The organism is Cyanobium sp. LEGE 06113, assembly GCF_015207615.1.
Genome location: NZ_JADEWM010000001.1, coordinates 148,345 through 173,162, shown reverse-complemented (window position 1 = coordinate 173,162; position 24,818 = coordinate 148,345). Strand labels below are relative to the sequence as shown.

Sequence of the window (24,818 nt, the reverse complement as noted above, 5' to 3'; positions counted from 1 at the left end):
TGCCGGGCCACCGCCGCCGATCCGGATCGAGGTCGGTCGGGGTGAGCGGGAACCCCGTCCCGCCACCCCCGGCGGCGCCCTTGCTGGCGAGGAGTTCCCAGGCGAAGTGGAGATGAGCCTGGTGGACCACATCGAGGAGCTGCGGCGCCGGGTGCTGCGGGCCCTGCTGGCCCTGCTGGCGGGGGCGGCCCTGTGTCTGGTGTTCGTCAAACCGCTGGTGCGGCTCCTGGAGATGCCGGCCGAGGGCATCCGCTTCCTGCAGCTGGCGCCGGGCGAGTTTCTGTTCGTGTCTCTGAAGGTGGCGGCTACGCCGGGCTCACCCTGGCCCTCCCCTACGTGTCTACGAGGGTCTGGCCTTCGTGCTGCCGGGTCTGAACCGGCGGGAACGGCGGCTGGTGGCGCCGGCGGTGGCGGGCTCGGCGGTGCTGTTCGCCGCCGGGCTGGCCTTTGCCTGGTGGGCTCTGGTGCCGGCCGCCCTGCGCTTTCTGGTGAGCTATGGCGCCGATGTGGTGGAGCCGAGCTGGTCGATCGAGCGCTACCTCGACTTCGTGCTGCTGCTGATGGTGGCCACCGGCCTGGCCTTCCAGCTGCCGGTGCTGCAGCTGCTGCTGGGCGCCCTTGGGCTGGTGCGCTCCGGCGCCATGCTCTCGGGCTGGCGCTGGGTGGTGCTGCTGGCGGCCCTGGCTGGAGCGGTGCTCACCCCCTCCACCGATCCGGTCACGATGCTGCTGCTCACCGGCGCCATCAGCGCCCTGTATCTGGTGGGCGTGGGCCTGGTGGCCTTCAGCGAGCGGCTTCGGGCCTGGCCGGCCGGGGCCCAGCCCCTTGGCTCGGAGGAGGCCTGAGCTCAGAGAAAGAACTCACTGGCCCGCTCTGGCGGCAACTCCAGGGCCAGGCCCAGGGCCCGACCCAGTCTGGGCTTATCGGAGGTGGTCTCCAGCCAGGCCCTCACCTGGCCCGCCACGCCCAGCCCATTCAGCAGCCCCGTGAGCTCCTCCAGCTTGGCCGCGTAGGCCTCGGCGGAGAGCGGGAACGACTGCTGTTCCAGATAGGCCCACATCACCTGGAGATAGAGGCGGCCGCGGCGCTGCACCAGCTGCAGGTCGTAGCTGGCCTGCCAGCGCCGGCGCAGCAGGCCGAGCAGCTCCTCGGCGCTGAGGGGAGACGAAGGATCCACAACCACAGACGCTCAGGCCCCTATGCCAGTACCAGGGAATCCGGGCCGAGCCAGAAATCCGCAACGGGTTGTTGCAGAGCCCCCGCCAGGGCCCATGGGCAGCCCGGCTCAGGTGGAGTCAGGTCTTAGGGTGGCCGCCACGTTGCTGTGGCTTCCAGGCCGCCCTGTATGACCCAGATGCCAGCGAGTGCTTCGAGCGGTGATGTGCCCGGCATGGGCCGTCGGCAGTTCATGAACCTGCTGACCTTCGGCTCCCTCACGGGCGTGGCCCTCGGAGCGCTCTACCCGGTGGTCAACTACTTCATTCCGCCCAAGGCCGCCGGCGGTGGTGGGGGCACCTCCGCCAAGGACGAGCTCGGCAATCCCGTCACCGGCAGCGGCTGGCTCAGCTCCCACAAGGAAGGGGACCGCAGCCTGGTGCAGGGTCTCAAGGGCGATCCCACCTACCTGATCGTGGAGGGCGACGACGCCATCGGCAGCTATGGCATCAATGCCATCTGCACCCACCTGGCTGCGTGGTGCCCTGGAACGGCGGCCAGAACAAGTTCATCTGCCCCTGCCACGGCTCCCAGTACGACGCCACCGGCATGGTGGTGCGAGGACCGGCTCCCCTCTCCCTGGCCCTGGCCCATGTGTCCGTCGAAGACGACAACGTGTTCCTCAGCCAGTGGACCGAAACCGACTTCCGAAACGGCGACAAGCCCTGGTGGGCCTGATCCGCTTTCCCCGTTCGCCCCTGTCGCCCCACCCCTGATGCGCCGCTCCCTCTCCCTGCTGCTCGGTTGCCTTCTCAGCGTCACCGTGCTGCTCGGTGCCGCTTCCCCCAGCTGGGCCTACCCCTTCTGGGCTCAACAGAACTACGACAGCCCCCGTGAAGCCACGGGCAAGCTGGTCTGCGCCAACTGCCACCTGGCCAAGAAGGCCACCCGCATCGAACTTCCCCAGGCCGTCTTCCCGGACACGGTGTTCAAGGCCGTGGTGGAGATTCCCTACGACACCTCGGTGCAACAGCTCTCCGGCGATGGCAGCGGCACCGGCCTCAATGTGGGCGCCGTGGTGATGCTGCCCGATGGTTTCACCCTGGCCCCCCAGGATCGCCTCAGTGAGGAGCTCAAGGAGGAAACGGCGGGCATCTACTACACCCAGTACTCCGACGACCAGCCCAACATCCTGCTCGTGGGTCCTCTGCCTGGCGACCAGCACCAGGAGATCGTCTTCCCCCTGCTCTCCCCCGATCCGGCCCAGGACAGCAGCATCCACTTCGGCAAATACCAGCTGCACGTGGGTGGCAACCGTGGCCGCGGCCAGGTGTATCCCACCGGTGAGAAGTCGAACAACACGATCTTCAACGCCACGGCCGCCGGTACCGTCTCCGCTGTGACTCCCGCCGATGGCGGCGCCACCGTGGTGGAGATCACCACGGCAGACGGCTCCGTGATCAGCGAAACCATCCCGGCCGGTCCGACCGTGACCGCCGCCGTCGGTGAGACCGTGGCGGCCGGCGCACCGCTCACCAACGACCCCAACGTGGGGGGCTTCGGCCAGATCGACACCGAGGTGGTGCTGCAGGATCCCGTGCGGATCTACGGCCTGCTGGCGTTCTTCGCGGCCATTGCCGTGGCCCAGATCTTCCTGGTGCTGAAGAAGCGCCAGGTGGAGCGAGTGCAGGCCGCCGAAGGCATTGTCTGAGCTGGTCGGCCCCGAGCTCTCTCTCAGGCCCTTGAACGTGCTTCTTGTGTTCACCTCCCCGGGGCCCCTGGTGTTCCAGCTGGGCCCCCTTTCCGTGCGCTGGTACGGCCTGCTGATCGCCCTGGCGGTGCTGGCGGGCCTCACCCTGGCCACCCGGCTGGGCCGGCTGCGCGGCATTGAGCCCACCCTGATCGCCGACCTGCTGCCCCTGCTGGTGCTGGGAGCCGTGATCGGCGCCAGGATCTATTACGTGCTGCTCGAATGGCGCCAGTACGAGGACAACTGGGTTGAGGCCCTGGCGATCTGGCGGGGCGGCATCGCCATCCACGGCGCCCTGATCGGCGGCGGCCTCACCACCGTGCTCTATTGCCGCTGGCGTCGCCAGCCCTTCTGGCCCCTGCTCGACGTGCTGATGCCGGCCGTGGCCCTGGGCCAGGCGATCGGTCGCTGGGGCAACTTCTTCAATTCCGAGGCCTTCGGCCTGCCCACCGACCTGCCCTGGAAGCTGCAGATCCCCCTCGCCAACCGGCCCACGGAATTCCTGGATCAGGTGGATTTCCATCCCACCTTCCTCTACGAATCGCTCTGGAACGTGGGCGTGTGTGTGCTGCTGCTGGTGCTGTTCCGCCAGGGCCAGAAGGGCCGCATCTCCCTGCCGGCCGCAGCCTCAGCTGCATCTACCTGATGGCCTACAGCGCCGGCAGGGTGTGGATCGAGGGCCTGCGCATCGACCCGCTCTGTCTGTTCTCCCAACCGCCCTTCTGCGAGGGCGGTCTGCGCATGGCCCAGGTGGTGAGCCTGCTGCTGATCGTGCTGGGTGGCCTGGGCCTCTGGTGGCTCTACGGCCGCCAGCGCCGCCTGCCTGACCCCAGCGGGTGGTGCAGTGACGCCACGCGTCTCGATCGTGGGGGCCGGCCCCGGCGCCGTGGACCTGCTCACCCTCAGGGCGTTACGGGCCATCGAGCAGGCCGAGGTGCTGGTGTGGACCGACTCGCTGGTGAGCCCCGAGATCGCGGCCCTGGCCCCCGAAGGCTGCGAACGCATCCGCACCAGCACCCTCACCCTGGAGCAGGTGATGGCGCTGGTGCAGGAGCGGGCCGCAGCAGGCAAGCAGGTGGTGCGCCTGCACGATGGCGATCCCTGCCTCTATGGCGCCCTGCACGAGCAGATCTGCCGCCTGGCCGATGCTGAGCTGGCCGTGGAGGTGGTGCCCGGCCTCAGCGCCTATCAGGCCACAGCCGCAGCCCTGCAGCAGGAGCTCACCATTCCCGGCCTGGTACAGACGATCGTGCTCGGGCGCGCCGGCGGGCGCACCGGCGTTCCCGAGAAGGAATCCCTGGGCCGGCTGGCGGCCCTCGGGGCCTCCCTCTGCCTCTACCTCAGTGCCCGCCACGTTCAGGAGGTGCAGCAGGAGCTGCTGCAGCACTACCCCCCGGACACCCCCGTGGCGATCGGCTACAGGGTGAGCTGGCCGGACCAGTGGCTGCAGGTGGTGCCGCTCACGGCCATGGCCCAGGCCAGTGAGGAGCGGGGCCTGATCCGCACCACGCTCTACGTGGTGAGTCCGGCCCTGGCTGCCAGTGCCGAGGCCCGCTCCAAGCTGTACTCAGCCAGCCACCACCACCTCTTCCGCGGCGGAGCCTGAGGCTGCGGCGGGGCCTGAAGCCTCGGCCGTGCCGTGCAGCTCCCGCTCCAGCCTGGCCCGATCGAAGCCGCAGCCCAGCCGCGCCACGATCTGCTCCAGGTCGCGGGCGGCATTGCCCAGGCAGCAGCTGCCGCCGGGGGAGGGCGTCACGTTGAACACCAGCCCGGGGCGGGCGGGGATGCTGGCCTCCCCGAGCAGCAGGCGGCGCTGGCGCTTGTCGATCAGCTGGGGACGCACCCCGCCGTAGCCCTCGGCAAAGCGCAGGTCCTCGAGCTGCATGCCCGGCACGATCTTGCGGGCATCGGCCAGGAACAGGCGCCGCCGCAGCCAGGGCACCTCGAACAACAGATTCCTGAGGATGTAGCGGCGGATGTCGCCCACCCGCAGCAGCTGCCAGGCCACCGCCAGCACGGCCCAGTCCAGGCGCAGCACCTTGAGGAACTCCCAGAAGGAGGCCAGGCGGTAGCGCTCCAGCAGCGGCAGCGGCAGGGCCGTGGGGCCGAAACGGGTCTTGCCCGGAGCCCGCACATCCGGATCGCCGTGGATGGCCGCGAAGGGAAGTTTGTCGTTCTGAACGGTGTAGACCTTGCCGTTGAGCAGATCTGGGGTGAAGTAAAAGCTGCCGGCCACCGGCAGGCAGGAGTACTCCAGGCCGTAGCCCATCTGCTGAGCCATCAGCAGGCTGTGGGCCCCGGCGTTCACCACCACATGGCGGGCCCACAGCTGCCGTTCCGCCTGGTCTGCCGCCGCAGAGCAGCCCGGGGTGGGGGTGAGCAGCACCCGGAAGCCCTCCCCCTCGGGCGTGATCGCCGCCACGGTGGTACCCAGTTGGAGCTCCAGCTGGCGTTCGCTGCCCGCTACCGCAGCGCGAGCTTCGGCCACGAAGGAGGCCGAGAGGGCCTCGTAGTCGACAGCGGTGTAGCTGCCGCGAATGCCGATCGCCGCCAGCTCTTCAGGGCGCGGCTGGCCGTTCAGCAGGGCGACCCGGGGCTCCCAGGCCGCGATCGCTTCGGCATCCAGCAGCTCCATGGCCGGGAAATGGGGCGAGAAGCGCTGGAAGCGCTCCCGCAACAGGGCGCACTCCTCGCTCCCCACCCCGAGCACCATCTTGGGTGTGCGGAACACGCAGCGCTCCCGGCTGGCTGGATCGAGCAGCTCGGCGTAGCGCACGATCATCTCGGCGGTGCGCTTCACCTTCAGGGCCTTCTCCAGCGTGTAGTTGGTCTCGATGTCGCCGCAGTGGATCGTCTGGCTGTTGTTGGTGGCGCGGGAGTTGACGCTGGCCAGGGCGTCGTAGCGCTCCACCAGGGCCACCCGGCCCAGGTCGGTGTAGCGGGCGAGCTCGAACAGCAGGGCCGTGCCGCACACTCCTCCGCCCACGATCAGCACGTCCACGCTGGCGTCACTGGAGCGGGGAGCCTGCTCAGCTGCCGGGCCTGCGGCAGTGGGCGGGAACTGAGGGGCGCTGCTCACAGGCACATCGGAACGGCCCACCATTTTGGCTGATGCCAGCAGGCACAGGATTGGCCGATGCCGGCAGAGACAGGTTCCGGCGGTGTTTTAAGCTCCCAGGACGGCACCGGATCCGCAGGGTCAGGGCCGAATCAACGGGCGATTAGCACAGCGGTAGCGCACTTCCTTCACACGGAAGGGGTCACTGGTTCGAGTCCAGTATCGCCCATGTCAGCGAGCCCCCAAGCGGGGGCTTAGGACGGGAAGGCTCCGTGGGCTGCCGTCACCACCGGTGCATCACTGGGGCACCAGTGGTGACAGTTGGCAGCCATTCCCTGCAGAATCTCCACCATTCTGGTTCCGGGGTGAATCGGCGCCCCTGCCCGCCGCCCTACCTGGATCCCTCGCTGACATGAGCGCAGACCCCATGTCCGATCTGCAACGGCTGGCCTCATGCCTGCAGCAGGCCAGGCTGAGCCAGGGGCTGAGCCTCGAAGATCTGGCCGACCGCCTGCACATGGGCCGTGAGCAACTACAGAGCCTGGAGAATGCCGATTCCGACAGCCTGCCCGAACCGGTGTTCGTGATCGCCCAGGCCAGGCGGGTGGCCTCAACCCTCGGCGTGTCGATCGACCCTGAGATCCAGGCGCTGCGCGTCAGCCTTCAGGGCCGAAAACCCGCTCCGCAGCCGGCCGAAGCGTCCAGCACCCCAGCCCAACCGCAGGCGATGACTTCAGCCCCCAGCCGGTCCAGCCAGGCAGCCCGATGGCCCCTGCCCCTGGCCGCCGCAGGGCTGCTGGTCGCGCTCGGCGGCGTTGGGCTGGTCGGGTACCAGAGGCTGGTGGCGCCTGACGGCGGCAGCGGCAGCACCGCCCTGGCCCCAGCCGGCACGCCGCAACCAGCTGCCGCCTCGGCCCCAGAAAGCGCTGTCGGCGGCCCAGCACAGGCGCTGGAACCCTCAGGCGCCAGCGGTGCCGGCTCCGGCCAACTGCTGCTGCGGGCCGAGCAACCGAGCTGGCTGGAAGTGCGCAGCGCCGACGGAACCACCCTCTTCCGCGGCACTCTGGAGGGGGAGCAGTCCTTCCCGCTTGAGGCGGACCTGCAGGTGCTGGCCGGCCGGCCGGACCTGGTGGAAGTGGTGCCCCCAGGCCAGCCCAGACGCCTGCTGGGCACGATCGAGCAGGTGCGCTGGCAGCGCTTCAGGGCTCCCTCACCCTGAGTTCAAGCCCGCAGGCTTCCGCCACCACCTCACTGCAGGAGCGCAGGCTCCAGCGCTCCAGGCTCAGATCGATCGCCGGCTCTCGAGGCTCGGGAGCATGGGGCACCAGCTCCAGGTCGAGCACCCCAGCCGCGGCCGGATGCACGCGGATGGCAGCGATGCCCGCCGCGGGCCGGCGATCGAGGGCAGCGGCCAGCCTCAGCAACAGGGCCATGGAGAACACCATGCTGCGCTGATCGCGCTCCTCGATCAGCTGCCACGACTCATGGCGTTTCTTCGGCAGGCTGCGGCGGTGATAGCGGGCCATGGCCGCCACCATCAGGTGCTCCGCCTGGGAGAAGCCCAGCAGTTCGCCGTGGCGGATCAGATACCAGGTGTGCTTGTGATAGGCGGAGATGTTGATGCTCTTGCCGCAGGTGTGCAGCTGGGCCGCGGCCCAGAGCAGTTCACGCCCAGCGCCGCTGTCGTGATGGAGCAGGCCCTTGCCCTGGTCGTAGAGGCTGAGGGCGTGGCCCGCCACCCGATCGGCCCGCTCCCGGTCGATGCCATAGCTCTGGGCCAGGTGCAGCACGGTGCGCTCGCGGATCGTGCTCTGGAAGCTGAAGCGATCGCCCAGGATCTGGTTGCGCAGCATCCAGTCCACGATCAAGCCCTCCCGCAGGGCCCGGTCGCACACCACCAGCTCGGGAGCACCGACCATCTCCATGGCGGTCTGCAGGATCAGGGAGCCGGGCACGATGATCTCGGCGCGGCGCTCGTTGATGGCCGAGAGCTCACGGCGCTGCTCCGGGGTCATCGCCACCAGGGCCTCAACGAGCTCATCGATGCGCTGCTTGGGCAACCGGTAGCCCTGCAGCTTGAGAGGTGGCTTGGCTTCTGCCGCTGCCGCCAGGGAGGCCAGGGCCATCGCCGTGCCACTGGTGCCCACCAGCCGGGGCTGCTCGCCAGGCTGCAGGGCCCGCTTCAATTCGGACACGGCCGGGTCCAGCGCCCCCTGGATGTAGGCCTTCAGGAAGCGCTGCCGCTCCAGGGGAAGGGGCTCCTGCTGGCAGAACTCCCGCTGCAGCCGCACAGCGCCGATGCGGGTGCTGGTGAGCACCCGGGCGTCGCGGCCGTCACCGAGCACCAGTTCGGTGGAGCCACCGCCGATGTCGAGGATCATGTGGGGCTGCTCGCCGAAGCCCATCCCCGAGAGCACCCCCAGGTAGATCAGACGGGCCTCCTCCGGGCCGCTCACCAGATCCACCGACAGGCCCAGCTGGTCGTAGAGGGCCTGCACGAAGTCGCGGCCATTGGGCGCTTCGCGCACGGCGCTGGTGGCCGCCGTGACGATCTGCTCCACCTGGTGGCTCTCGGCCAGCTCCTTGTCGTGACGCAGGGTGCGGAAGGCCCGCTCGATCGAGGCAGGGCTGAGATCACCGGAGTCGGGGTCGCGCTCGCCCAGGCGGGTGGTGGCCTTTTCGGCCAGTAGCACCGAGAAGCTGCGCAGCTCCTCATCCACCTCGGCGATCAGCAGATGGATCGAGTTGGTGCCGATGTCGATGGCCGCGACCCGGCGTCGATCGGGGCGCTGGGAGGGAGGGCTCTGGGCCATCGAACCGGGGCAGCCAGGGCGCAGCCAGTTTGCCACTGACCCCGGGGCCCCTGGCCCCAGACGCCTAGCGTTCCTCTCTCAACACGGTTGCATCGTCAGGGGAGGCGCATGGCAGGCTCGGCGGTGGGCAAGGAGAGCAACGCGGCGGCAGGCCCCGCAGGGTTCGGCGCCGACCTGGGCGCCTGGCTGCAGCTGCTGCGCTGGGACAAGCCGAGCGGCCGCCTGATCCTGCTGATTCCGGCGGGCTGGAGCCTGTGGTTGCTGCCGACAACCCCGCCGCCGGCCTCGCTGCTGCTGGCCCTGGCGCTGGGAGGCCTGGCCGTGAGTGGGGCCGGCTGCATCGCCAACGACCTCTGGGATCGCCGCATCGATCCCCAGGTGGAACGCACCCGGCGGCGGCCGCTGGCCTGCGGCCGGGTGGGCGTGGGCACGGCCCTGGCGCTGCTCACGGTCTGCCTGGGCCTGGCCCTGGGGGTGGTGCTGTGGGGCCTGCCCGCCGGCAGCCGGGGCCTCTGCCTGCTGCTGGCTCTCGCCACCCTTCCCCTGGTGCTGCTCTACCCCTCGGCCAAGCGTTGGTTCGGCTATCCCCAGCTGGTGCTGGCCCTCTGCTGGGGTTTCGCCGTGCTGATCCCCTGGGCCGCCGCCACGGGCAGCCTGGCCGGGGGCTGGCCGCTCGCCCTGGTCTGGCTGGCCACGCTGCTGTGGACCTTTGGCTTCGATACGGTTTATGCCATGGCCGACCGAGACGACGACCGGGCCATCGGGGTGCGCAGCAGCGCCCTCAGCCTGGGGCGCCGGGCGCCGCAGGTGGTGACCCTCTGCTACCTGGCAGCATCCCTCTGCCTGGCCGCGGCCGCCTTAACCCTGACGGCCGCGGGGGAGGGCCTCAACCTGCTCGGCTGGGGGCTGGCCGCAGGGGCGAGCCTCGGCATGGTGCGTGCCGGGGTTCTGCTGCAACGGCCGGGTCAGTCGCGGGGGGCCTTCGGGCGCCATTTCCGCCAGCAGGTATGGCTGGGCGGGCTGTGGTGGCTGGCCCTGGTGCTGGGGCGACTGGCGTGACCCTCCCGCCCAGGCAACCTCCTCCCCTGCGTCCAGGAGCCCGGGTGGCCCTGGTGGCGGCCAGCTCCGCGCTGGCGGCCAGCGATCACCTGGAGCGCCTGGAAGCCGGCATCGCCGTGCTCGAGAGCTGGGGCTTGGAGGTGGAGCGCCGCGCCCTGCATGAGCGGCGCTGGGGCTATCTGGCCGGCCGCGACGCCGAGCGCCGCGATGATCTGCTGCGGGCTGAAGGGGTGGGGGCCGAGCTGCTGGCCTGCCTGCGGGGGGGCTGGGGGGCGGCCCGGCTGCTGGAGCAACCGCTTGCTCTTCCTCCACGCTGGCTGCTGGGGTTCTCCGATGTCACCTCCCTGCTCTGGGCCCAGCTGGCCCAGGGCCACGGCGGCGCCATCCACGGCCCGCTGCTCACCACCCTGGCGGCGGAACCCGCCTGGAGCCAGGAGCGGCTGCGGGCCCTGCTGTTCGGTGAACCGGTGGCCGACCTGGCGGGCACCGCCTGGCGGGGCGGTGTGGCCGAGGGGCCCCTGCTGGTGGCCAATCTCACCGTGGCCACCCACCTGTTCGGTACTCCCCACCTGCCCAACCTGCGCGGCGCCATCCTGGTGCTCGAAGAGGTGGGCGAAGCTCCCTACCGGATCGATCGCATGCTCACCCACTGGCGGCTGAGCGGTGCCCTGGGTCAGCTGGGGGGCATCGGCCTGGGCCAGTTCAGCGGCTGCGACGATCCCGCTGGCGATGGGCCCAGCGTTGCCAACCCGGCCCGCTTCAGCCTCGAGCAGGTGCTGCGGGAGCGCACGGGGGATCTGGGCGTTCCGGTGCTTGCCGGTCTGCCGGTGGGCCATGAGGCCGGCAATGGGGCCCTGCCCCTGGGCGCCCGGGCCCGACTCGACGCTGAGGCGGGGTTGCTGAGGCTGGTGGGGTAAGGCATTACCGCCCGGCAGTACCACTGCCTTTGCTGCTCTGGAGCGAAACCAGGGCCGTCTTTAGGGTGAAGAGTGCCCTTTCTCCCTGTGCAGCTGATGGCCGTGCGCCTGCGTTGGTTCTGGACTGGGGCTGCTGCACTGGCGCTCTGCACGTCTCTGGCCCCTGCTGCCCCTGCTCAGCCGCTGCAGAACGGCAACCGTGCGGGCTCAGAGCCGAGGCGGCCCGTGACCACGAACTACCTCAAGGACCCGAAACACCACTACAGCTTTTCGCAGTGGTGCCTTAATCAAGTTCCAGGGATTACCGAAGAAGAGCAGTACACCGTTTTAACAATAATCGATAGCATCATTGATGAAGGGTTTTCCGGCAGCTGCCAGGATATGGAAGTCTTCCTCATGAACAAGCAGCACAAATTGGTCTTAACCCAAACCGATGTCTTTGATGTCTCGCCGCTGTTATCGATCCGAGGCGCCAAGAACCTCATGGGCGTCTACATGGAGAACCTCGGTGTTCCCCAGTCTGAAGTCGACAAGATGGATGTGCTGGAAACCCTGCCCCGGTTGAAACGCTTCACCTTGCCCAATTCAGCTGGTGCACGATCCAAATGCCCGCTCAGCAACCCAAGGATCTGCGTTTAGGGCCGGCTGGGTTCACCGCGGCCAGTCCCGGCCCTGGCCGCCAGCACCGCCGCCGCCACCGTGAGGTCAAAGGGGGTGGTGAGCTTGATGTTGGAGGCGGGAGCCTCCAACACCTGCACCGGCAGGCCGAGCCGCTCGAACAGGGCAGCGTCATCGGTGACGCTCCAGCCTTCGCGCCGGGCGCGGGCATGGGCCGAGCGCAACTGGTCCACCGGGAACCCCTGGGGGGTCTGAGCCGCCCAGAGTCCGGCCCGATCGGGGGTGGCCAGGATCGCCCCGGCGGCGTCCACCTGCTTGATCGTGTCGGTGACGGGGGTGGCGGCAATCACCGACCGCCCGGCGGCCACCGCCGCGGCGCAGCGCGCCAGCAACTCCGGCTGCACCAGGCAGCGGGCGCCATCGTGGATCAGCACGCCTGTGGCCTCGGCAGGCAGGGCCTCCAGGCCGCGGCTCACCGACTCCTGGCGGCTGTCGCCGCCCAGGATCCACTGCACCGGGCGATCCGGCCTGGCGGCCTCGATGATCGCCGCCACCGCTTCGGCATCCACCGCCTGGCCCACGATGCCGATCCAGCGGATGGCCGCGCAGGCCAGGGCGGCCTCGAGGGTCCAGGCCAACGCAGGGCGCCCGGCCACCTGCAGCAGCAGCTTGTTGCCGGCGGCGCCCATGCGGCGGCCACTGCCGGCGGCGGCGATCAACAGATGCACAGGCGTCTCCCGCGGCCAGGCGCGTCCGGAACCGCTCCATACAATCAGTCCGCCGTGACTGCCCCTCGATGCGCGCCCTGTTCCTGCTGCCCGGCGACAGCAGCCGGCAGCTCCAGGCCTTCCCTGCCGTGGCCGCGGTGGCGGACCAGCTCAAGGCGGTGGTGCAGGTGGTCTGCCCCGCTGAAGCGGTTGGTCTCTGGCGCCTGCACCCCGGCGTCAGCCGCGCCCTGCCCTTCAGCTTCGCCAACGCCACCCTCGCCGACTGGGCCAATCTGCTGGGCTCGGTGCGGGAGCCCGATTTCCAGCTCTGCATCAACCGCGCTCCCAGTCGGGCCATGGACCTGATGCTGTCCATGAGCCACATCCCCACCCGGGTGGCCAGCCAGGGCTTCTCGGCCACCGCGCTGGTGCAGGAGCCTGCAGGGGGCTGGCCTTCCCAGGCCTGGGAAACCTGGCTGCGCCCCCTGGGACTGAGCCTGAACGCCGAGGCTTCCGCCTGCCGATCCCCCCGGCCGATCTCCAGGCCGCCGCCGCCGCCCTGCCCGCCGGCGATGGGCCCCTGCTGCTGCAGGCCCCGGCGGGGGGCGTTGGCGACTGGCCACCGGAATGCTGGCAGGAGCTGCCCGCCCTGATCGCCGCCCAGCTGCCCGGGCTGCGCAGCGCCAGCGCCGGAGAGGGTTCCTGGAGCCAGCGGGCCGCACGGCTGGCCTGCGCCGATGTGGTGCTGGCCAGCGATCCGGCCAGTGTGGAGCTGGCCCTGCTGCTGGGCCTGCCGCTGGTGGCCCTCGGGGCTGCAGCCGGCGACCTCCCCCAGCGCGAGGGAGTCAAAGCGCTGGGCAATCCAGACGAGCTGTCCCAGCTCGGCAGCGCCGCCGTGCTGAGCGCCCTGGGGCTGGCCTGAGCGGCCCCCAGCCCAGCGGGTGATGGGCCTCGCCATACGATCGGCGCCACTCACCCCTCCCCCTCGATGGCCGTCGCCGCTCCCCTCACCGGTCAGGTCGCCCTGGTCACCGGCGCCAGCCGCGGCATCGGCGCGGCGATCGCCCTGGAACTGGCCGCCAACGGCGCCACCGTGGTGGTGAACTACGCCAGCTCCGAAGAGGCCGCGGCCGATGTCGTGGGTGCCATCGAGGCCGCCGGTGGCAGGGCCTGGGCCCACCGGGCCAACGTGGCCGAGGAGGCCGAGGTGGAGGCGATGGTGAAGGCGGTGCTGGAGCGCGAGGGCCGCCTCGACGTGCTGGTCAACAACGCCGGCATCACCCGCGACGGGCTGCTGATGCGCATGAAGACCGCCGACTGGCAGAGCGTCATCGACCTCAACCTCACCGGCGTGTTCCTCTGCACCAGGGCCGTGAGCCGGCCGATGCTGAAGGCCAGGAGCGGCCGCATCATCAACATCACCTCGGTGGTGGGGCTGTGCGGCAATGCCGGCCAGGCCAACTACAGCGCCGCCAAGGCCGGGGTGATCGGCCTCACCCGCAGCAACGCGGCCGAGTTCGCCGCCCGGGGCGTCACCGTGAATGCCGTGGCCCCCGGCTTCATCGAGAGCGACATGACCGCCTCCCTCGACAAGGAGCCGATCCTCAAGGCCATCCCCCTGGGTCGCATGGGCAGCGCCGCCGAAGTGGCCGGAGCGGTGCGCTTCCTGGCCGCCGATCCCAGCGCCGCCTACATGACCGGCCAGGTGCTTCAGGTGGATGGCGGCATGGTGATGCGCTGAGCGCCGCGGCACAACCCACCGCGCCATCCGCCGGGCTCAGCCGCCGATCGGCTGGCCCAGCTCCTCCCGCAGCCGGCGGATCCGCTGCAGCAGCCGCAGCCGCCGGCTGCGCGCCGTGAGCGTGAGGTAGAGCCGCAGCGGCACATAGATGAGCGCCATGAGCAGCCCTAGGGCCGTGACCAGCACGAACACCATGGCGTTGGCGCCGCTGGCGGTGCTGAGGGGCATGGCTTCGGCTGAAGCCGTGTCAAGGGCGCTCTGAAGCAACTCGTCCAAGACCTCTGTGCGGCTCCAGGCCCCCTCACCAGACCTTATCGGTCCGTCAGGGCAGCCCGACAGTCTTTTCGGCTTTCCCTACCGGACCAGGCCCCAGGCCGCGTGGGAACCTGAAGCATTGGAACTCCTGTGAGCCGATGACCAAGCTGGTCAGCTTTTCCGACGCCTCCCGCGCCGCCCTGGAGCGGGGTGTCAACGCCCTCGCCGATGCCGTGCGGGTGACCATCGGTCCGAAGGGACGCAATGTGGTGCTCGAGAAGAAGTTCGGCGCCCCCGACATCGTCAACGACGGCGTGACGATCGCCAAGGAAATCGAACTGGAGGATCCCTTCGAAAATCTCGGCGCCAAGCTGATGCAGCAGGTGGCGAGCAAGACCAAGGACGAGGCCGGTGACGGCACCACCACCGCCACCGTGCTGGCCCAGGCCCTGGTGCGGGAGGGCATGCGCAACGTGGCCGCCGGCGCCAGCCCCGTGAACCTGCGCCGCGGCATGGAGCGGGCTGCCGCCCTGGTGGTGGAGGGCATCGCCGCCCGGGCCGTGCCCGTGGAGGGCGACGCGATCCGCCAGGTGGCCAGCGTCAGCGCCGGCAACGACGACGAGATCGGCGCCATGATCGCCCAGGCGATGGACAAGGTGAGCGTCGATGGCGTGATCACGGTGGAGGAGTCCAACTCCCTGGCCACCGAGCTCGAGATCACCGAAGGCATGGCCTTCGACCGCGGCTACAGCTCCCCCTATTTCGTGACCGATCCGGAGCGCCGGGAGTGCGTGTTTGAGGGTGCTCTGATCCTGATCACCGATCGCAAGATCAGCAGCATCGCCGATCTGGTGCCGGTGCTGGAAGCCGTGTCCAAGAGCGGCCGCCCGCTGCTGATCCTGGCCGAGGAGGTGGAGGGTGAAGCCCTGGCCACCCTGGTGGTGAACAAGAACCGCGGCGTGCTCCAGGTGGCCGCCGTGCGCGCCCCCTCCTTCGGGGATCGCCGCAAGGCCTACCTGCAGGACATCGCCACCCTCACCGGCGCCACGGTGGTGAGCGAAGACCAGGCCATGACCCTGGAGAAGGCCACCCTGGCCGACCTGGGCCAGGCGCGCCGCATCACCATCACCAAGGACAGCACCACGATCGTGGCCAGCGAGGAGCATCAGGCCGCCGTGGCCGACCGCATCGCCTCGATCCGTCGCCAGCTGGCCGCCACCGACTCCGACTACGACCGCGAGAAGCTGCAGGAGCGGATCGCCAAGCTGGCCGGCGGTGTGGCCGTGATCAAGGTGGGGGCCCCCACCGAAACCGAGCTGCGCAACCGCAAGCTGCGTATCGAGGACGCCCTCAACGCCACCCGGGCCGCCGTCGAGGAGGGCATCGTGGCCGGTGGCGGCACCACCCTGCTGGAACTGGCTGAAACCCTCTCTGAGCTGGCTGGCCGCCGCCAGGGCGATGAGCGCACGGGAGTGGAGATCGTCAAGCGGGCCCTGGCTGAGCCGGTGCGCCAGATCGCCGTGAACGCGGGCATCGACGGCTCCGTGGTGAGCGCCGAGATCCTGCGCGGCGGCAAGGGATACAACGCCTTCAGCGGTGAATACGAAGACCTGCTGGCCGCCGGCATTCTCGATGCCGCCAAGGTCACCCGGCTGGCGCTCCAGGACGCTGTGTCGATCGCGGCCCTGTTGATCACCACCGAAGCCGTGATCGCCGACAAGCCCGAACCGCCCGCGGCCGCAGGCCCCGGCGACGACATGGGCGGCATGGGAGGTATGGGCGGCATGGGTGGTATGGGAGGCATGGGCGGCATGGGGATGCCCGGCATGATGTGAGCCGGGCTGCGCTCCCCGCCTCCCCTCAGGGCTGGGCGAGCGCCCGCAGGTAGGCCGCCACCTGCAGATCGATCCCCGTGATCGCCGTGCCCACCACCACCGCATCGGCCCCGTGCGCCAGCGCCGCGCGGGCCTGGGCTGCCGAGTGAATCCCTCCCTCACAGATGAGGGCCACCTCGTTGGGGAGAGAAGCCCGCAAGGGCGCCAGCAGGTCCATGGCAGGAGGGGGGCAGCTGGCGGTGTCCTCGGTGTAGCCGAACAGGGTGGTCCCCACCCAGCCGCAACCCAGCTCGGCGGCCCGCAGGCCGTGGGCCACGGAATCCACATCGGCCATCAGGGGCGCCCCCAGCTCCTGAGCGGCCCGGCGGATCAGCTCCGCCAGATCTTCGCCGCAGGGCCGCGGTCGGCTCGTGGCATCGATGGCCACCACATCGGCCCCAGCCGCCCACACGGCCTGGATGTCGATCCAGGTGGGGGTGATGTACACCGCACTGCCGGGGTAGGTGCGCTTCCAGAGCCCCACGATCAGGGCCTCCGGGCAGCGCCGACGCACCGCACCGATGTGTTCGGGACTCTCCAGCCGCACCCCGCTGGCGCCCTGGTTGAGGCTGGCCTCCGCCATGGCCGCGATCACCTCGGGGTGACGCATGGGTGATCCCTCCGGGGCCTGCACCGACACGATCAGCCCCTGGGGCCATGGCGCGGTGGCCATGCTCAGCTCGCCTCCGGCAGCTGATCGTCATGGAGCCACGAGCGCAGGCGTGCCAGCGAGGCCGGCACCGGCGCGGGCCCTACGGTTCCAGGGGCCTGGCCGTTGGGGGTAGCCACCAGCTGGAGGCGGCGCAGCAGGGGGTCAGGATCGACCTGCTGCGCCGGCAGCGGGGCTGCATGGGCCGGGGACGAAGCTGCAGATCCGCCCCCTGCGAACACCATCAGGTCGGAAGCCTGGAGGGCAGCCAGCTTGGGCTCGCCCGGCCGGGGATCAGCCACCTCGGGCTCAGCATCAGCGAGCTGCTCAGCAGCGGGCTTCCAGGCCTCAGCAAGCTGGCCCAGCTCTGCCTGCTCTTGTTCCAGATCCTCCAGCCAGGACGCGATCAGAGCCGCGCCTGGCTCAACCCCCATGGAGTCCAGCGGTGGGGCGGAGCTGTCAGCGGCGCTGAAGCTGCCAACCTCCTCCACACCGGAGCAACCGGGGCCCAGGGATCAACCGCAGGTGCTGCGACCACGACGGGCGCCAGTGGCTCCACCCCCACCAGGGCGGCTAGCCAGCTGCAGGCCTCGGCGCCTTGGATGGGTTCCAGCTTGCGCTGCAGCAGGCTCTCAAGGGCGACCACGCCGCGGCGGTGCACGAACCGCTCACCCAGGCGGCGGGCCAGGGGGCCATCGCGCTCAGCCACGGCGGCCAGGAGCCGCGCCTCCGGATCGGGACGGTCCGGGGCGGGGAAGCGGGGGGTACGGGGCACGGGGACCGGGAATCAGGTGAGCTTGCGATCCAGCAGGGGCCGGATCAGGGCGAACAGTCCAGCGGCCAGGAGGGCCAGCACGGCCAGGCAGGTGCCGGCGGTGAGGTCTCCGTACGGAGCCTCGAGCACCACGGCGGTGAGGCAGAAATGGCCGGCGTAGGCGGCGCGGATCGGTTCAATCGCGAAGGTAAGGGGATTCAGGGCCGCAAGCCAGCCCAACCAGGCCGGCATGAAGGAAATCGGTGCCAGGGCAGTGCTGGCGAACAGCAGCGGCAGGTTGGCCACGAAGATCACGGCGATCAATTCGATGTGACCCGGCAGGGCGAACGCCAGCCCGAGGCTGAGTGCCGTGACGGCGAACACCAGCAGCAGCAGCGTGACCAGCACCAGCAGCAGGCCACCGGCGCCCGGCCAGCCGTAGCCCAGCAGGGCAGCGGCCGCCATGATCGCCAGGCTCTGCACCAGGCTCAGGGCCGTGATGAACAGCACCGAGGCCAGCACGATCGAACTGCGCGCCCGCAGCGGCGCCACCAGGAGCCGATTGAGGAAGCCGAACTCCCGATCGAACATCACCGGCAGCCCGGCGTTGAGGGCGCCGCTGAAGGCGGTGAACACGATCACGCCGGCCCCCAGAAAGCGGCCGTAGCTCATGCCGCCCGGCAGCAGGCCGGCGGGGGCCTTGGCAAACAGAGCCCCGAACAGAATCAGCCAGATCAGGGGCTGCAACACTCCGGCGATCAGGGTGGAGGGGCGGCGCTGCAGCTGCAGGAACAGGCGCTTGGTGAGCGCCAGGGTTTCCTGGCTGATCTCGGCCAGGGCGGAGGCCTCGGGGCCGAGGGGCAACGGCGACGGAGGGCTGACCTGGCTGGACAGCGAGGCGCCGGAAGAAGAAGCAGAAGAAGTGGTGGTCATCACGGATCAGCGCATGCTCTGTTTGCGTTCGGCCTTGGGATCCCGGCTGCCGGCCACAGCCAGCTCCGCATCCATCAATGTGCGGCCCGTGGCCTGGAGGTACACATCATCGAGGCTGGGCCGGCTCTGGGCCAGGGCGAACACCGGCAGCTGGGCCTCGGCCAGCTGATGCCTCAGCTGTTCCACCACCCCCTGGTGCTCCACCACCAGGTTGAGCGAATAGCCCTGGGCGCGGTTCACCACCACCTGACGCACCCCCGGGCAGGCCCTCAACAGCTCCTGCACCTGGCTGGCCTCCGCGGCATCACTGAACTCCCGCACCCGCAGGGTGACGCGATCGCCACCGAGAGCATCCTTGAGCTCCGATGGGGTGCCCTCAGCGATCAGCTGGCCCGCCTCGAGGATCGCCAGGCGGTCGGCCAGGGCATCCACCTCCTCCAGGTAGTGACTGCTCAGCAGGATCGTGGTGCCGCCATCGCGCAGCTGGCGCAGCACGGTCCAGATCGCCGCCCGGCTCTCGATGTCGAGGCCCACAGTGGGCTCATCCAGCACCAGCACCCGCGGGGCATGCAACAGACCGGAGGCCAGATCGAGCCGGCGGCGCATGCCACCGGAATAGGTGCCGCAGCGCCGGTCGATCCAGTCGCCCATACCCAGGAGATCCACCAGCTCGGCAATGCGGCTGTTCCGCAAGGCCGGCTGCAGGTGGTAGAGGTCGCCCTGGAGCTGCAGCAGCTCGCGGCCGCTGAGGATCTTGTCGATCGCCACCTCCTGGGCCACGTAGCCGAGCAGCCGCCGCACCTGGCGGGGGTCCTGCAGGGCATCCACGCCGGCCACCCGGACGCTGCCCCCGTCTGGGGCCAGCAGGGTGCAGAGGATCCGCAGCGCGGTGGTCTTGCCGGCGCCATTGGGGCCCAGCAAGCCATAGAGCGTGCCCGCCGGCACGTTCAGGCTGAGGCCATCGAGGGCAGCCACCCTGGACGTGCCACTGCCGTAGGCCTTGCTCAACCGATCGATTTCGATCACCAGCCCCTCTCTCCCGTGGCCATCAGAGCGGTTGTGCGTCGATCAGCCGCCCAATGTAGGCAGCATCCCCAGCCCGATGGAGAACGGCTCCGCCTGGGGGAGGCGTGCCATCAGCAGCAGCAGCTCACGCCGAACAGATAGAAGATCGACCAGCGGAACAGGGCCTTGGCGGAGGAAGGGTCGTTGGGATTGCGGCTGAGCTTGCTCACCAGTTGCAGCAGCCTGCCGTTGAAGGGCAGCACCAGCAGGCCGTAGAACAGGCCGCCACTGGGCAGCATCCAGGCCCCCAGCAGGCTCAGCGCCACCGTCAGCCAGGCATAGCTGCTGATCGCCCGGGCCGTCACCTGCACGCCTTTGACCACTGGAAGCATGGGGATGCCGACGGAGCGGTAGTCGTCCTTGAGCAGCAGCGCCAGGGCCCAGAAGTGGGCCGGGGTCCACACCATCACCAGTGAGAACAACCACCAGCTGGAGGCACCGAGTTCGCCGCTGGCCGCCGCAGCTCCCACCAGGCTGGGATGGCGCCCGCCACCCCGCCGATCACGATGTTCTGGGGCGTGCGGGGCTTGAGCAGGGCGGTGTACAGGAGCACATAGCTGCACAACCCCAGCAGGGCCAGGCTGGCGGCCAGGGGGTTCACCCCCAGCACCAGCACCGTCACCGAGACCAGGGTGAGCGCCACGGCGAGTCCGAAGGCCTGGCGCTGGGCCAGCCGTCCCGAGGGCAGGGCCCGGCGGCTGGTGCGCTGCATGCGGCCATCGAGTTCCTGCTCCCAGAGGCAGTTGAGCACCCCTGCCGCTGCGGAGGCCAGGGCGCCGCCCAGCAGGGTGCAGAGCACCACGGGAGTGGTGATGCTGGAGCCACTCACGGCCATGCCGGCCAGGGTGGTGGCCAGCAACAGCGGAATCAGCCGGGGCTTGGCCACCTCCAGCCAGGCCGGCAGGCGCACAGAGGGGCGCACCGCAGGGGGCTGGGCCATGGGCAGGGCAGAGAGGCTCACCATGGATCAGCTCAGGGGAGAGGGGGATGGGGATGTTGAGGGGGGCCGGCCGGCCAGGCCAGGCAGCTGGCCCAGCAGGCCGGCGAGCACGGCCACCAGCAGGGCCGCACCGAGCTGGTGAGCGATGGTCACGGCGGGCACGGCGAGGGCCAGCCTCAGGGTGGTGACGCCCAGGGCCAGCTGGGCCACCACCAGCAGGGCGCCGCCGAGGGCCAGCAGGCGGGCCGAGCGCGGCAGGGCAGGACGGAGGGCGGCTAGGGCGGCCACAGCAGCACGGCACCCCCGGCCCCAGGGGCCAGCTGGCGATGCAGCAGCAGCCAGCGGCAGTCATCGCCGGAAGCCAGACAGCGATCAGCGGCCCAGTGGCTGGCCATCCAGGCCCCGAGCAGGCTCTGGCAGAACACCAGCAGCAGGGCAGCGCAGACAGCCAGGCCCCAGACGAGTCGCCAGGGCCGCTCCAGGGGAGCCGTGCTGGGCTGAGAGTGCCGCTTGAGAGCCTGCTGCAGCTTCAGGGCCTGGTGCAGCCCACTGAGCAGGGCCAGCAGGCTGAGGGCCGCAGCCAGATGAGCCGTCACCATCGAGGAGGCCAGCAGCCGGGTCACGGTGAGGGCACCAAGACCTCCCTGCACGGCCACCAGGGCCAGGGCCAGGCCGGAGGCCCAGGGAAGCCAGCCGGGCAGCTGACGGCGGCCCACCAGGCTGGCGGCGGCCATCACCAGCAGGGCGACCCCCACCACGAAGGCGTCGAGCCGGTGAAACCACTCCAGAAACACCTGCAGGTTCATCTGCCGGCCAGGCAGCAGCACGCCGTAGCAGAGCGGCCAGTCAGGGCAGGCCAGGCCGGCCTGCATGACCCTGGTGGCCCCACCGATCACCACCAGGGCCACCAACGCCACCACCAGGTGGCCACTCAGGCGGCTGAGCTGCCCGAGCCGATCGGCCTGCCGTGGGGTCAGCTGATCAGCAGGGGAGCCGGCCTGGATGGGGCCTGCCTGAGGGGCCTCGGCCTCGGCCGGGGCCCCAGAGTCGGGCGTCTGGGATGGCCGCAGGCCTGTCTGCATCGGAGCGAGCGCCCCAGAGTCGCTGCACGGTAGCGATGGTGCGGGGAGCGAGGGATGAGGATTCGCTCACATCGTCAATTCACAACATGGCCAGCCGCCAGCAACACCAACACCCCGCTGAGATGCGCTGATCACAACTGTGCAGGCGCAATGGCTCGCATCGGCAAGGCCCTGCCCATAGGCTGATCCTCAGTACTTCCAATGCCGTGCAGATCCGCACAGCCCTCACCACCGTGCTGGCCACGACTGGCCTTGTGGGAACAGGGCTCCTGGTGGGCAATCGGGTGAACATGCTGCCGCTCGATGCGAGCAGCAACGCCGCCACCTACGATTCCCTTTTTAAGGTTTTATTCAGCATTGGCACGATGCTGTTCCTCGGCATCACCATCGTTTTGGTGTACAGCCTGCTGCGGTTTCGCCGCACCGCCGGCGACACCAGCGACGGTGTGGCCATTGAGGGCAACCTGCCCCTGGAAATCGTCTGGACTGCGATACCAGCGGTGGTCATTCTTTTCGTTGGTATCTATAGCTACGACATCTACGAGCGCATGGGCGGCATGGCCCCCTCATGGACCATGCCGCCATGGATCACAGCGCCATGGATCACAGCACCATCGACCGGGCCGCCCTCGTCAGTGACAGCCCCGGCCCAGACCCGGAGCGCATCTGGGGGGGCATCGGCGCTGCCGCCACCCCTGATCAGACAGGCGTGGTTCCCCCGACCCTGCCGGTGGAGGTGACGGCCATGCAGTTCGCCTTCATCTTCCATTACCCCCAGGGCGACATCACCAGCGGCGAGCTGCATGTGCCGCTGGGCCAGCCCGTGGAGCTGCGCATGGAGGCCCGCGATGTGATCCACGCCTTCTGGGTGCCGCAGTTCCGCCTCAAGCAGGATGTGATTCCGGGCCAGACCACCCAGCTCTCCTTCACCCCCACCCGCGCCGGCACCTTCCCGATCGTCTGCGCCGAACTCTGCGGGGCCTACCACGGCGGCATGCGCTCCAACGTGGTGGTGCATGAACGCGAGAGCTTCGACGCCTGGCTGGCGCAGAACACCCCCACCACGAGCACCTGAACTGGCGTGTTGACCGTGACCCCGACCTTTCCCCCGCAGCGTTCCCGCCGATGACGATCGCCAGTCCAGGCCCTCTGCCCCAGGAGGGTCTGCAGCCCACCGGGTGGGCCCGCTATCTCAGCTTCAGCCTCGATCACAAGGTGATCGGGCTTCAGTATCTGGTGTGCGGCTTTGCCTTCTATCTGGTGGGAGGGGCGCTGGCCGGTGTGATCCGCACCGAGCTGGTCAGTCCGATGTCCGACTTTGTGAGCCGTGACACCTACAACGAGGTGCTGACGCTGCACGGCACGGTGATGATCTTTCTGTGGATCGTGCCCGTGGTCAATGGCGGCTTCGGCAACTATCTGATTCCCTTCTACGTCGGCGCCCGGGACATGGCCTTCCCGAGGCTCAATGCCGTGGCCTTCTGGATGATTCCGCCGGCTGGCATCCTGCTGATCAGCAGCTATTTCCTGGCGGGCGCCGCTGCCCAGTCCGGCTGGACAGCTACCCACCCCTCAGTCTCACCACCCCGGCTGCCGGCCAGGTGGTGTGGATTCTGAGTGTGCTGCTGCTGGGGGGCAGTTCCATCTTCGGCGCCATCAATTTCATCGCCACGGTGCTGAAGCTGCGCCGTCCTGGCCTGAAGATGATGCAGTTGCCGATGTACTGCTGGGCGATGCTGGGCACCAGCCTGCTGGTGGTGCTCTCAACCCCTGTGCTGGCCGGCGTGTTGATCCTGCTGAGCTTCGACATCGTGGCCCACACCGGCTTCTTCAACCCGGCCCTGGGCGGCAACGTGGTGGTCTACCAGCACCTGTTCTGGTTCTATTCCCATCCAGCCGTGTACATCATGGTGCTGCCGGCCTTCGGCCTGGTCAGCGAAATCCTGCCGGTGCACGCCCGTAAGCCCCTGTTCGGCTACACCACCATGGTGTACTCGATCATGGGCATCGTGGGGCTGGGCCTGATCGTGTGGGCCCACCACATGTTCACCAGTGGCACACCCCCCTGGATGCGGCTGTTTTTCACCATTGCCACCTCATTCATTGCGGTGCCCACGGGCATCAAGTTCTTCAACTGGATCGCCACCCTGTGGGGAGGCAAGATCGCCCTCAACTCGGCGATGCTGTTTTCATGCGGCTTCATTCTGAACTTTGTGTTCGGCGGCATCACAGGTATCAGCCTGGCCCAGGTGCCTTTCGACATCCATGTTCATGACACCTACTTTGTGGTGGGTCATTTTCACTACATCGTCTACGGAGGCACGGTGTTTGTGATCTTCGCCTCGCTCTACCACTGGTATCCGAAGTTCACGGGCCGTCTGCTCAACGAGGATCTGGGTCGCCTGCACTTCGTGCTCACCCTGATCGGCTTCCAGCTCTGCTTCCTGCCCCAGCACTGGCTGGGGCTGAATGGCATGCCCAGGCGCGTGGCGGAATACGACCCGGCCTTCACCACGCTCAACCAGGTGAGCAGCGTGGGGGCCCTGATCATGGCGATCAGCATCCTGCCGCTGCTGATCAACGTGGTGATCACGGCCAGGAACGGTGAGCCGGCGGGCGACAACCCCTGGAACGCCCTGACGCCGGAATGGCTCACCTCCTCGCCCCCTCCGGTGGAGAACTGGAAGGGGGAGGCCCCCCTCGTCACCGAGCCCTACGGCTACGGCACCCGTCCTGAGGCCCAGTCATGACCACCACCAACTCCTCCGACAGCTCGCTGCTGAGCAGCCCTGCAGCGGCTGCCCCAACCGCTGAGGCCAGCGCCGAGGCCGACCTGCACGCCGACGTGCGCATGTTCGGCCTCACCACCTTCCTGGTGGCCGATGGCATGACCTTTGCTGGCTTCTTCGCGGCCTACCTCACCTTCAAAGCGGTGAATCCGCTGCCCGAGGGCAGCATCTACGAGCTGGAGCTGCTGCTGCCCACGATCAACACCGTGCTGCTGGTGCTGAGCAGCTTCACCTTCCACCGCGCCGGCCGCGAGATCCGCGCCAATCGCCGGGCCGCCTGCCGCACCTGGTTGCTGGTGTCCGCCGGCCTCGGAGCCACCTTTCTGGCCGGCCAGATGGTGGAGTACTTCACCCTGCCCTTCGGCCTCACCGACAACCTCTTTGCCAGCACCTTCTATGCCCTCACGGGCTTCCACGGTCTGCACGTGACCCTGGGGGTGATCTGCATCCTGATCGTGGCCCTGCAGACCCGCAGCGGTGGTCGGATCAGCGCTGAGAAGCATTTCGGCCTTGAGGCCGCAGAGCTCTACTGGCACTTTGTGGACGGCATCTGGGTGGTGCTCTACGGCATCCTCTACGTGCTCTGAGCCCCTTCCAGCCCCGGGGTTGTTGCCGATCAGCCTGCGGACTGGGCACAATTCAGCTCATGACCTGTCGCC

General features: G+C 69.2%; 23 protein-coding genes, 1 tRNA gene and 6 pseudogenes. 17 read left to right on the top strand and 13 right to left on the bottom strand.

Annotated features, from left to right (window positions below; genetic code table 11):
- Nucleotides 1-112: 112 nt before the first annotated feature.
- A pseudogene (gene tatC, locus IQ220_RS01000) lies at nucleotides 113-845 on the top strand (twin-arginine translocase subunit TatC).
- 2 nt (nucleotides 846-847) lie between these two features.
- On the opposite strand, the gene IQ220_RS00995 reads toward tatC, so the two are convergent.
- Nucleotides 848-1,177: a DUF3067 family protein gene (locus IQ220_RS00995; RefSeq protein WP_370561503.1), complete on the bottom strand. Its 330-nt coding sequence runs from the start codon at nucleotides 1,175-1,177 to the stop codon at nucleotides 848-850.
- A 168-nt stretch (nucleotides 1,178-1,345) separates the two neighbouring features.
- On the opposite strand from IQ220_RS00995, the pseudogene petC reads away from it, so the two are divergent.
- The 4 genes and pseudogenes from petC to cobM all read left to right on the top strand — a co-directional run bounded on the left by petC (nucleotide 1,346) and on the right by cobM (nucleotide 4,511).
- Nucleotides 1,346-1,893 (top strand): annotated as a pseudogene (gene petC, locus IQ220_RS00990) (cytochrome b6-f complex iron-sulfur subunit).
- Nucleotides 1,894-1,930: 37 nt separating this feature from the next.
- Nucleotides 1,931-2,866, top strand: coding sequence for a cytochrome f (gene petA / locus IQ220_RS00985; RefSeq protein WP_186697024.1), 936 nt, complete (start codon nucleotides 1,931-1,933; stop codon nucleotides 2,864-2,866).
- Nucleotides 2,867-2,897: 31 nt separating this feature from the next.
- Nucleotides 2,898-3,742 (top strand): annotated as a pseudogene (gene lgt / locus IQ220_RS00980) (prolipoprotein diacylglyceryl transferase); the annotation flags it as partial.
- Between the two features lie 7 nt (nucleotides 3,743-3,749).
- Nucleotides 3,750-4,511, top strand: a complete 762-nt coding sequence (gene cobM / locus IQ220_RS00975; protein ID WP_186697026.1) for a precorrin-4 C(11)-methyltransferase — start codon at nucleotides 3,750-3,752, stop codon at nucleotides 4,509-4,511.
- On the opposite strand, the gene IQ220_RS00970 is transcribed toward cobM, so the two are convergent.
- Nucleotides 4,473-6,008: an FAD-dependent oxidoreductase gene (locus IQ220_RS00970; protein ID WP_193912882.1), complete on the bottom strand. Its 1,536-nt coding sequence runs from the start codon at nucleotides 6,006-6,008 to the stop codon at nucleotides 4,473-4,475. The two genes, cobM and IQ220_RS00970, sit on opposite strands and share 39 nt — an antisense overlap.
- 112 nt (nucleotides 6,009-6,120) lie before the next feature.
- On the opposite strand from IQ220_RS00970, the gene IQ220_RS00965 reads away from it, so the two are divergent.
- Nucleotides 6,121-6,192 (top strand) — tRNA-Val (locus IQ220_RS00965).
- 183 nt (nucleotides 6,193-6,375) lie between these two features.
- Complete coding sequence (locus tag IQ220_RS00960) at nucleotides 6,376-7,182, top strand: helix-turn-helix domain-containing protein (RefSeq protein ID WP_193912881.1); 807 nt, start codon at nucleotides 6,376-6,378, stop codon at nucleotides 7,180-7,182.
- On the opposite strand, the gene IQ220_RS00955 is transcribed toward IQ220_RS00960, so the two are convergent.
- Complete coding sequence (locus IQ220_RS00955) at nucleotides 7,163-8,776, bottom strand: Ppx/GppA phosphatase family protein (protein WP_186697029.1); 1,614 nt, start codon at nucleotides 8,774-8,776, stop codon at nucleotides 7,163-7,165. The two genes, IQ220_RS00960 and IQ220_RS00955, sit on opposite strands and share 20 nt — an antisense overlap.
- 108 nt (nucleotides 8,777-8,884) lie before the next feature.
- Here IQ220_RS00955 and IQ220_RS00950 point away from each other — a divergent pair, with 108 nt between their 5' ends.
- The 3 genes from IQ220_RS00950 (at nucleotide 8,885) to IQ220_RS00940 (ending at nucleotide 11,391) form a co-directional block, all read left to right on the top strand.
- A complete protein-coding gene (locus IQ220_RS00950) occupies nucleotides 8,885-9,835 on the top strand; it encodes a 4-hydroxybenzoate polyprenyltransferase (protein ID WP_193912879.1) in 951 nt (316 codons plus the stop codon).
- Nucleotides 9,832-10,752: an LD-carboxypeptidase gene (locus IQ220_RS00945; RefSeq protein WP_370566297.1), complete on the top strand. Its 921-nt coding sequence runs from the start codon at nucleotides 9,832-9,834 to the stop codon at nucleotides 10,750-10,752. Before IQ220_RS00950 ends, IQ220_RS00945 begins: the two co-directional genes overlap by 4 nt.
- Before the next feature lie 96 nt (nucleotides 10,753-10,848).
- Complete coding sequence (locus IQ220_RS00940; protein WP_193912875.1) at nucleotides 10,849-11,391, top strand: hypothetical protein; 543 nt, start codon at nucleotides 10,849-10,851, stop codon at nucleotides 11,389-11,391.
- Here the strand turns inward: IQ220_RS00940 and ispD are convergent.
- The gene (gene ispD / locus IQ220_RS00935) at nucleotides 11,388-12,098 is read right to left on the bottom strand and encodes a 2-C-methyl-D-erythritol 4-phosphate cytidylyltransferase (RefSeq protein ID WP_193912873.1); all 711 of its coding nucleotides are present in this window, start codon (nucleotides 12,096-12,098) and stop codon (nucleotides 11,388-11,390) included. The genes IQ220_RS00940 and ispD overlap by 4 nt on opposite strands.
- Before the next feature lie 68 nt (nucleotides 12,099-12,166).
- On the opposite strand from ispD, the gene IQ220_RS00930 reads away from it, so the two are divergent.
- The 3 genes from IQ220_RS00930 (at nucleotide 12,167) to fabG (ending at nucleotide 13,818) form a co-directional block, all read left to right on the top strand.
- Complete coding sequence (locus tag IQ220_RS00930; RefSeq protein ID WP_370566296.1) at nucleotides 12,167-12,730, top strand: hypothetical protein; 564 nt, start codon at nucleotides 12,167-12,169, stop codon at nucleotides 12,728-12,730.
- A gap of 89 nt (nucleotides 12,731-12,819) precedes the next feature.
- Nucleotides 12,820-12,999 (top strand): hypothetical protein, encoded by a 180-nt coding sequence (locus tag IQ220_RS16315; RefSeq protein WP_370566295.1) that lies wholly within the window; start codon nucleotides 12,820-12,822, stop codon nucleotides 12,997-12,999.
- 66 nt (nucleotides 13,000-13,065) lie between these two features.
- Nucleotides 13,066-13,818: a 3-oxoacyl-[acyl-carrier-protein] reductase gene (gene fabG / locus IQ220_RS00925; RefSeq protein WP_193912871.1), complete on the top strand. Its 753-nt coding sequence runs from the start codon at nucleotides 13,066-13,068 to the stop codon at nucleotides 13,816-13,818.
- 36 nt (nucleotides 13,819-13,854) lie between these two features.
- On the opposite strand, the gene IQ220_RS00920 is transcribed toward fabG, so the two are convergent.
- Nucleotides 13,855-14,046 carry a hypothetical protein gene (locus tag IQ220_RS00920; RefSeq protein ID WP_186700889.1) on the bottom strand — a complete coding sequence of 64 codons (192 nt, stop codon included), beginning with the start codon at nucleotides 14,044-14,046 and terminating at the stop codon, nucleotides 13,855-13,857.
- A gap of 185 nt (nucleotides 14,047-14,231) precedes the next feature.
- Between IQ220_RS00920 and groL the strand changes: the two genes are divergently transcribed.
- A complete protein-coding gene (gene groL, locus IQ220_RS00915; protein WP_193912869.1) occupies nucleotides 14,232-15,908 on the top strand; it encodes a chaperonin GroEL in 1,677 nt (558 codons plus the stop codon).
- Nucleotides 15,909-15,933: 25 nt separating this feature from the next.
- Here the strand turns inward: groL and IQ220_RS00910 are convergent, their stop codons facing one another.
- The 8 genes and pseudogenes from IQ220_RS00910 to IQ220_RS00880 all read right to left on the bottom strand — a co-directional run bounded on the left by IQ220_RS00910 (nucleotide 15,934) and on the right by IQ220_RS00880 (nucleotide 21,370).
- Nucleotides 15,934-16,620, bottom strand: coding sequence for an N-acetylmannosamine-6-phosphate 2-epimerase (locus tag IQ220_RS00910; protein WP_193912867.1), 687 nt, complete (start codon nucleotides 16,618-16,620; stop codon nucleotides 15,934-15,936).
- Nucleotides 16,621-16,622: 2 nt separating this feature from the next.
- Nucleotides 16,623-17,030 (bottom strand): hypothetical protein, encoded by a 408-nt coding sequence (locus tag IQ220_RS00905; RefSeq protein WP_193912865.1) that lies wholly within the window; start codon nucleotides 17,028-17,030, stop codon nucleotides 16,623-16,625.
- Nucleotides 17,003-17,371, bottom strand: a complete 369-nt coding sequence (locus tag IQ220_RS00900; RefSeq protein ID WP_193912864.1) for a hypothetical protein — start codon at nucleotides 17,369-17,371, stop codon at nucleotides 17,003-17,005. The genes IQ220_RS00905 and IQ220_RS00900 overlap by 28 nt, the downstream gene beginning before the upstream one ends.
- A 12-nt stretch (nucleotides 17,372-17,383) precedes the next feature.
- Entirely contained in the window at nucleotides 17,384-18,283 is a 900-nt protein-coding gene (locus IQ220_RS00895) for an ABC transporter permease (RefSeq protein ID WP_193912862.1), read from the bottom strand.
- 6 nt (nucleotides 18,284-18,289) lie between these two features.
- Entirely contained in the window at nucleotides 18,290-19,312 is a 1,023-nt protein-coding gene (locus IQ220_RS00890; protein ID WP_228008824.1) for an ABC transporter ATP-binding protein, read from the bottom strand.
- A 39-nt stretch (nucleotides 19,313-19,351) separates the two neighbouring features.
- A pseudogene (locus IQ220_RS00885) lies at nucleotides 19,352-20,312 on the bottom strand (heme o synthase).
- Nucleotides 20,313-20,315: 3 nt separating this feature from the next.
- Nucleotides 20,316-20,576, bottom strand: a complete 261-nt coding sequence (locus IQ220_RS16310; RefSeq protein WP_370566294.1) for a hypothetical protein — start codon at nucleotides 20,574-20,576, stop codon at nucleotides 20,316-20,318.
- Entirely contained in the window at nucleotides 20,564-21,370 is an 807-nt protein-coding gene (locus tag IQ220_RS00880) for a heme A synthase (RefSeq protein WP_370566293.1), read from the bottom strand. Before IQ220_RS00880 ends, IQ220_RS16310 begins: the two co-directional genes overlap by 13 nt.
- 206 nt (nucleotides 21,371-21,576) lie before the next feature.
- On the opposite strand from IQ220_RS00880, the pseudogene IQ220_RS00875 reads away from it, so the two are divergent.
- From IQ220_RS00875 to IQ220_RS00865, 3 genes and pseudogenes are all read left to right on the top strand, one after another.
- Nucleotides 21,577-22,445 (top strand): annotated as a pseudogene (locus IQ220_RS00875) (cytochrome c oxidase subunit II).
- Between the two features lie 50 nt (nucleotides 22,446-22,495).
- A pseudogene (gene ctaD / locus IQ220_RS00870) lies at nucleotides 22,496-24,120 on the top strand (cytochrome c oxidase subunit I).
- Nucleotides 24,117-24,746 (top strand): cytochrome c oxidase subunit 3, encoded by a 630-nt coding sequence (locus IQ220_RS00865; RefSeq protein ID WP_193912858.1) that lies wholly within the window; start codon nucleotides 24,117-24,119, stop codon nucleotides 24,744-24,746. The pseudogene ctaD and the gene IQ220_RS00865 overlap by 4 nt, the downstream one beginning before the upstream one ends.
- The last annotated feature ends 72 nt before the right edge of the window (nucleotides 24,747-24,818 follow it).

Coding starts and splice junctions, on each gene's coding strand:
- petA (WP_186697024.1), top strand. CDS start 1,931: ATGCGCCGCTCCCTCTCCCTGCTGCTCGGTTGCCTTCTCAGCGTCACC.
- IQ220_RS00970 (WP_193912882.1), bottom strand. CDS start 6,008: ATGGTGGGCCGTTCCGATGTGCCTGTGAGCAGCGCCCCTCAGTTCCCG.
- IQ220_RS00960 (WP_193912881.1), top strand. CDS start 6,376: ATGAGCGCAGACCCCATGTCCGATCTGCAACGGCTGGCCTCATGCCTG.
- IQ220_RS00955 (WP_186697029.1), bottom strand. CDS start 8,776: ATGGCCCAGAGCCCTCCCTCCCAGCGCCCCGATCGACGCCGGGTCGCG.
- IQ220_RS00950 (WP_193912879.1), top strand. CDS start 8,885: ATGGCAGGCTCGGCGGTGGGCAAGGAGAGCAACGCGGCGGCAGGCCCC.
- IQ220_RS00940 (WP_193912875.1), top strand. CDS start 10,849: ATGGCCGTGCGCCTGCGTTGGTTCTGGACTGGGGCTGCTGCACTGGCG.
- IQ220_RS00930 (WP_370566296.1), top strand. CDS start 12,167: ATGCGCGCCCTGTTCCTGCTGCCCGGCGACAGCAGCCGGCAGCTCCAG.
- fabG (WP_193912871.1), top strand. CDS start 13,066: ATGGCCGTCGCCGCTCCCCTCACCGGTCAGGTCGCCCTGGTCACCGGC.
- IQ220_RS00920 (WP_186700889.1), bottom strand. CDS start 14,046: ATGCCCCTCAGCACCGCCAGCGGCGCCAACGCCATGGTGTTCGTGCTG.
- groL (WP_193912869.1), top strand. CDS start 14,232: ATGACCAAGCTGGTCAGCTTTTCCGACGCCTCCCGCGCCGCCCTGGAG.
- IQ220_RS00910 (WP_193912867.1), bottom strand. CDS start 16,620: ATGGCCACCGCGCCATGGCCCCAGGGGCTGATCGTGTCGGTGCAGGCC.
- IQ220_RS00905 (WP_193912865.1), bottom strand. CDS start 17,030: ATGGGGGTTGAGCCAGGCGCGGCTCTGATCGCGTCCTGGCTGGAGGAT.
- IQ220_RS00895 (WP_193912862.1), bottom strand. CDS start 18,283: ATGACCACCACTTCTTCTGCTTCTTCTTCCGGCGCCTCGCTGTCCAGC.
- IQ220_RS00880 (WP_370566293.1), bottom strand. CDS start 21,370: ATGCAGACAGGCCTGCGGCCATCCCAGACGCCCGACTCTGGGGCCCCG.
- IQ220_RS00865 (WP_193912858.1), top strand. CDS start 24,117: ATGACCACCACCAACTCCTCCGACAGCTCGCTGCTGAGCAGCCCTGCA.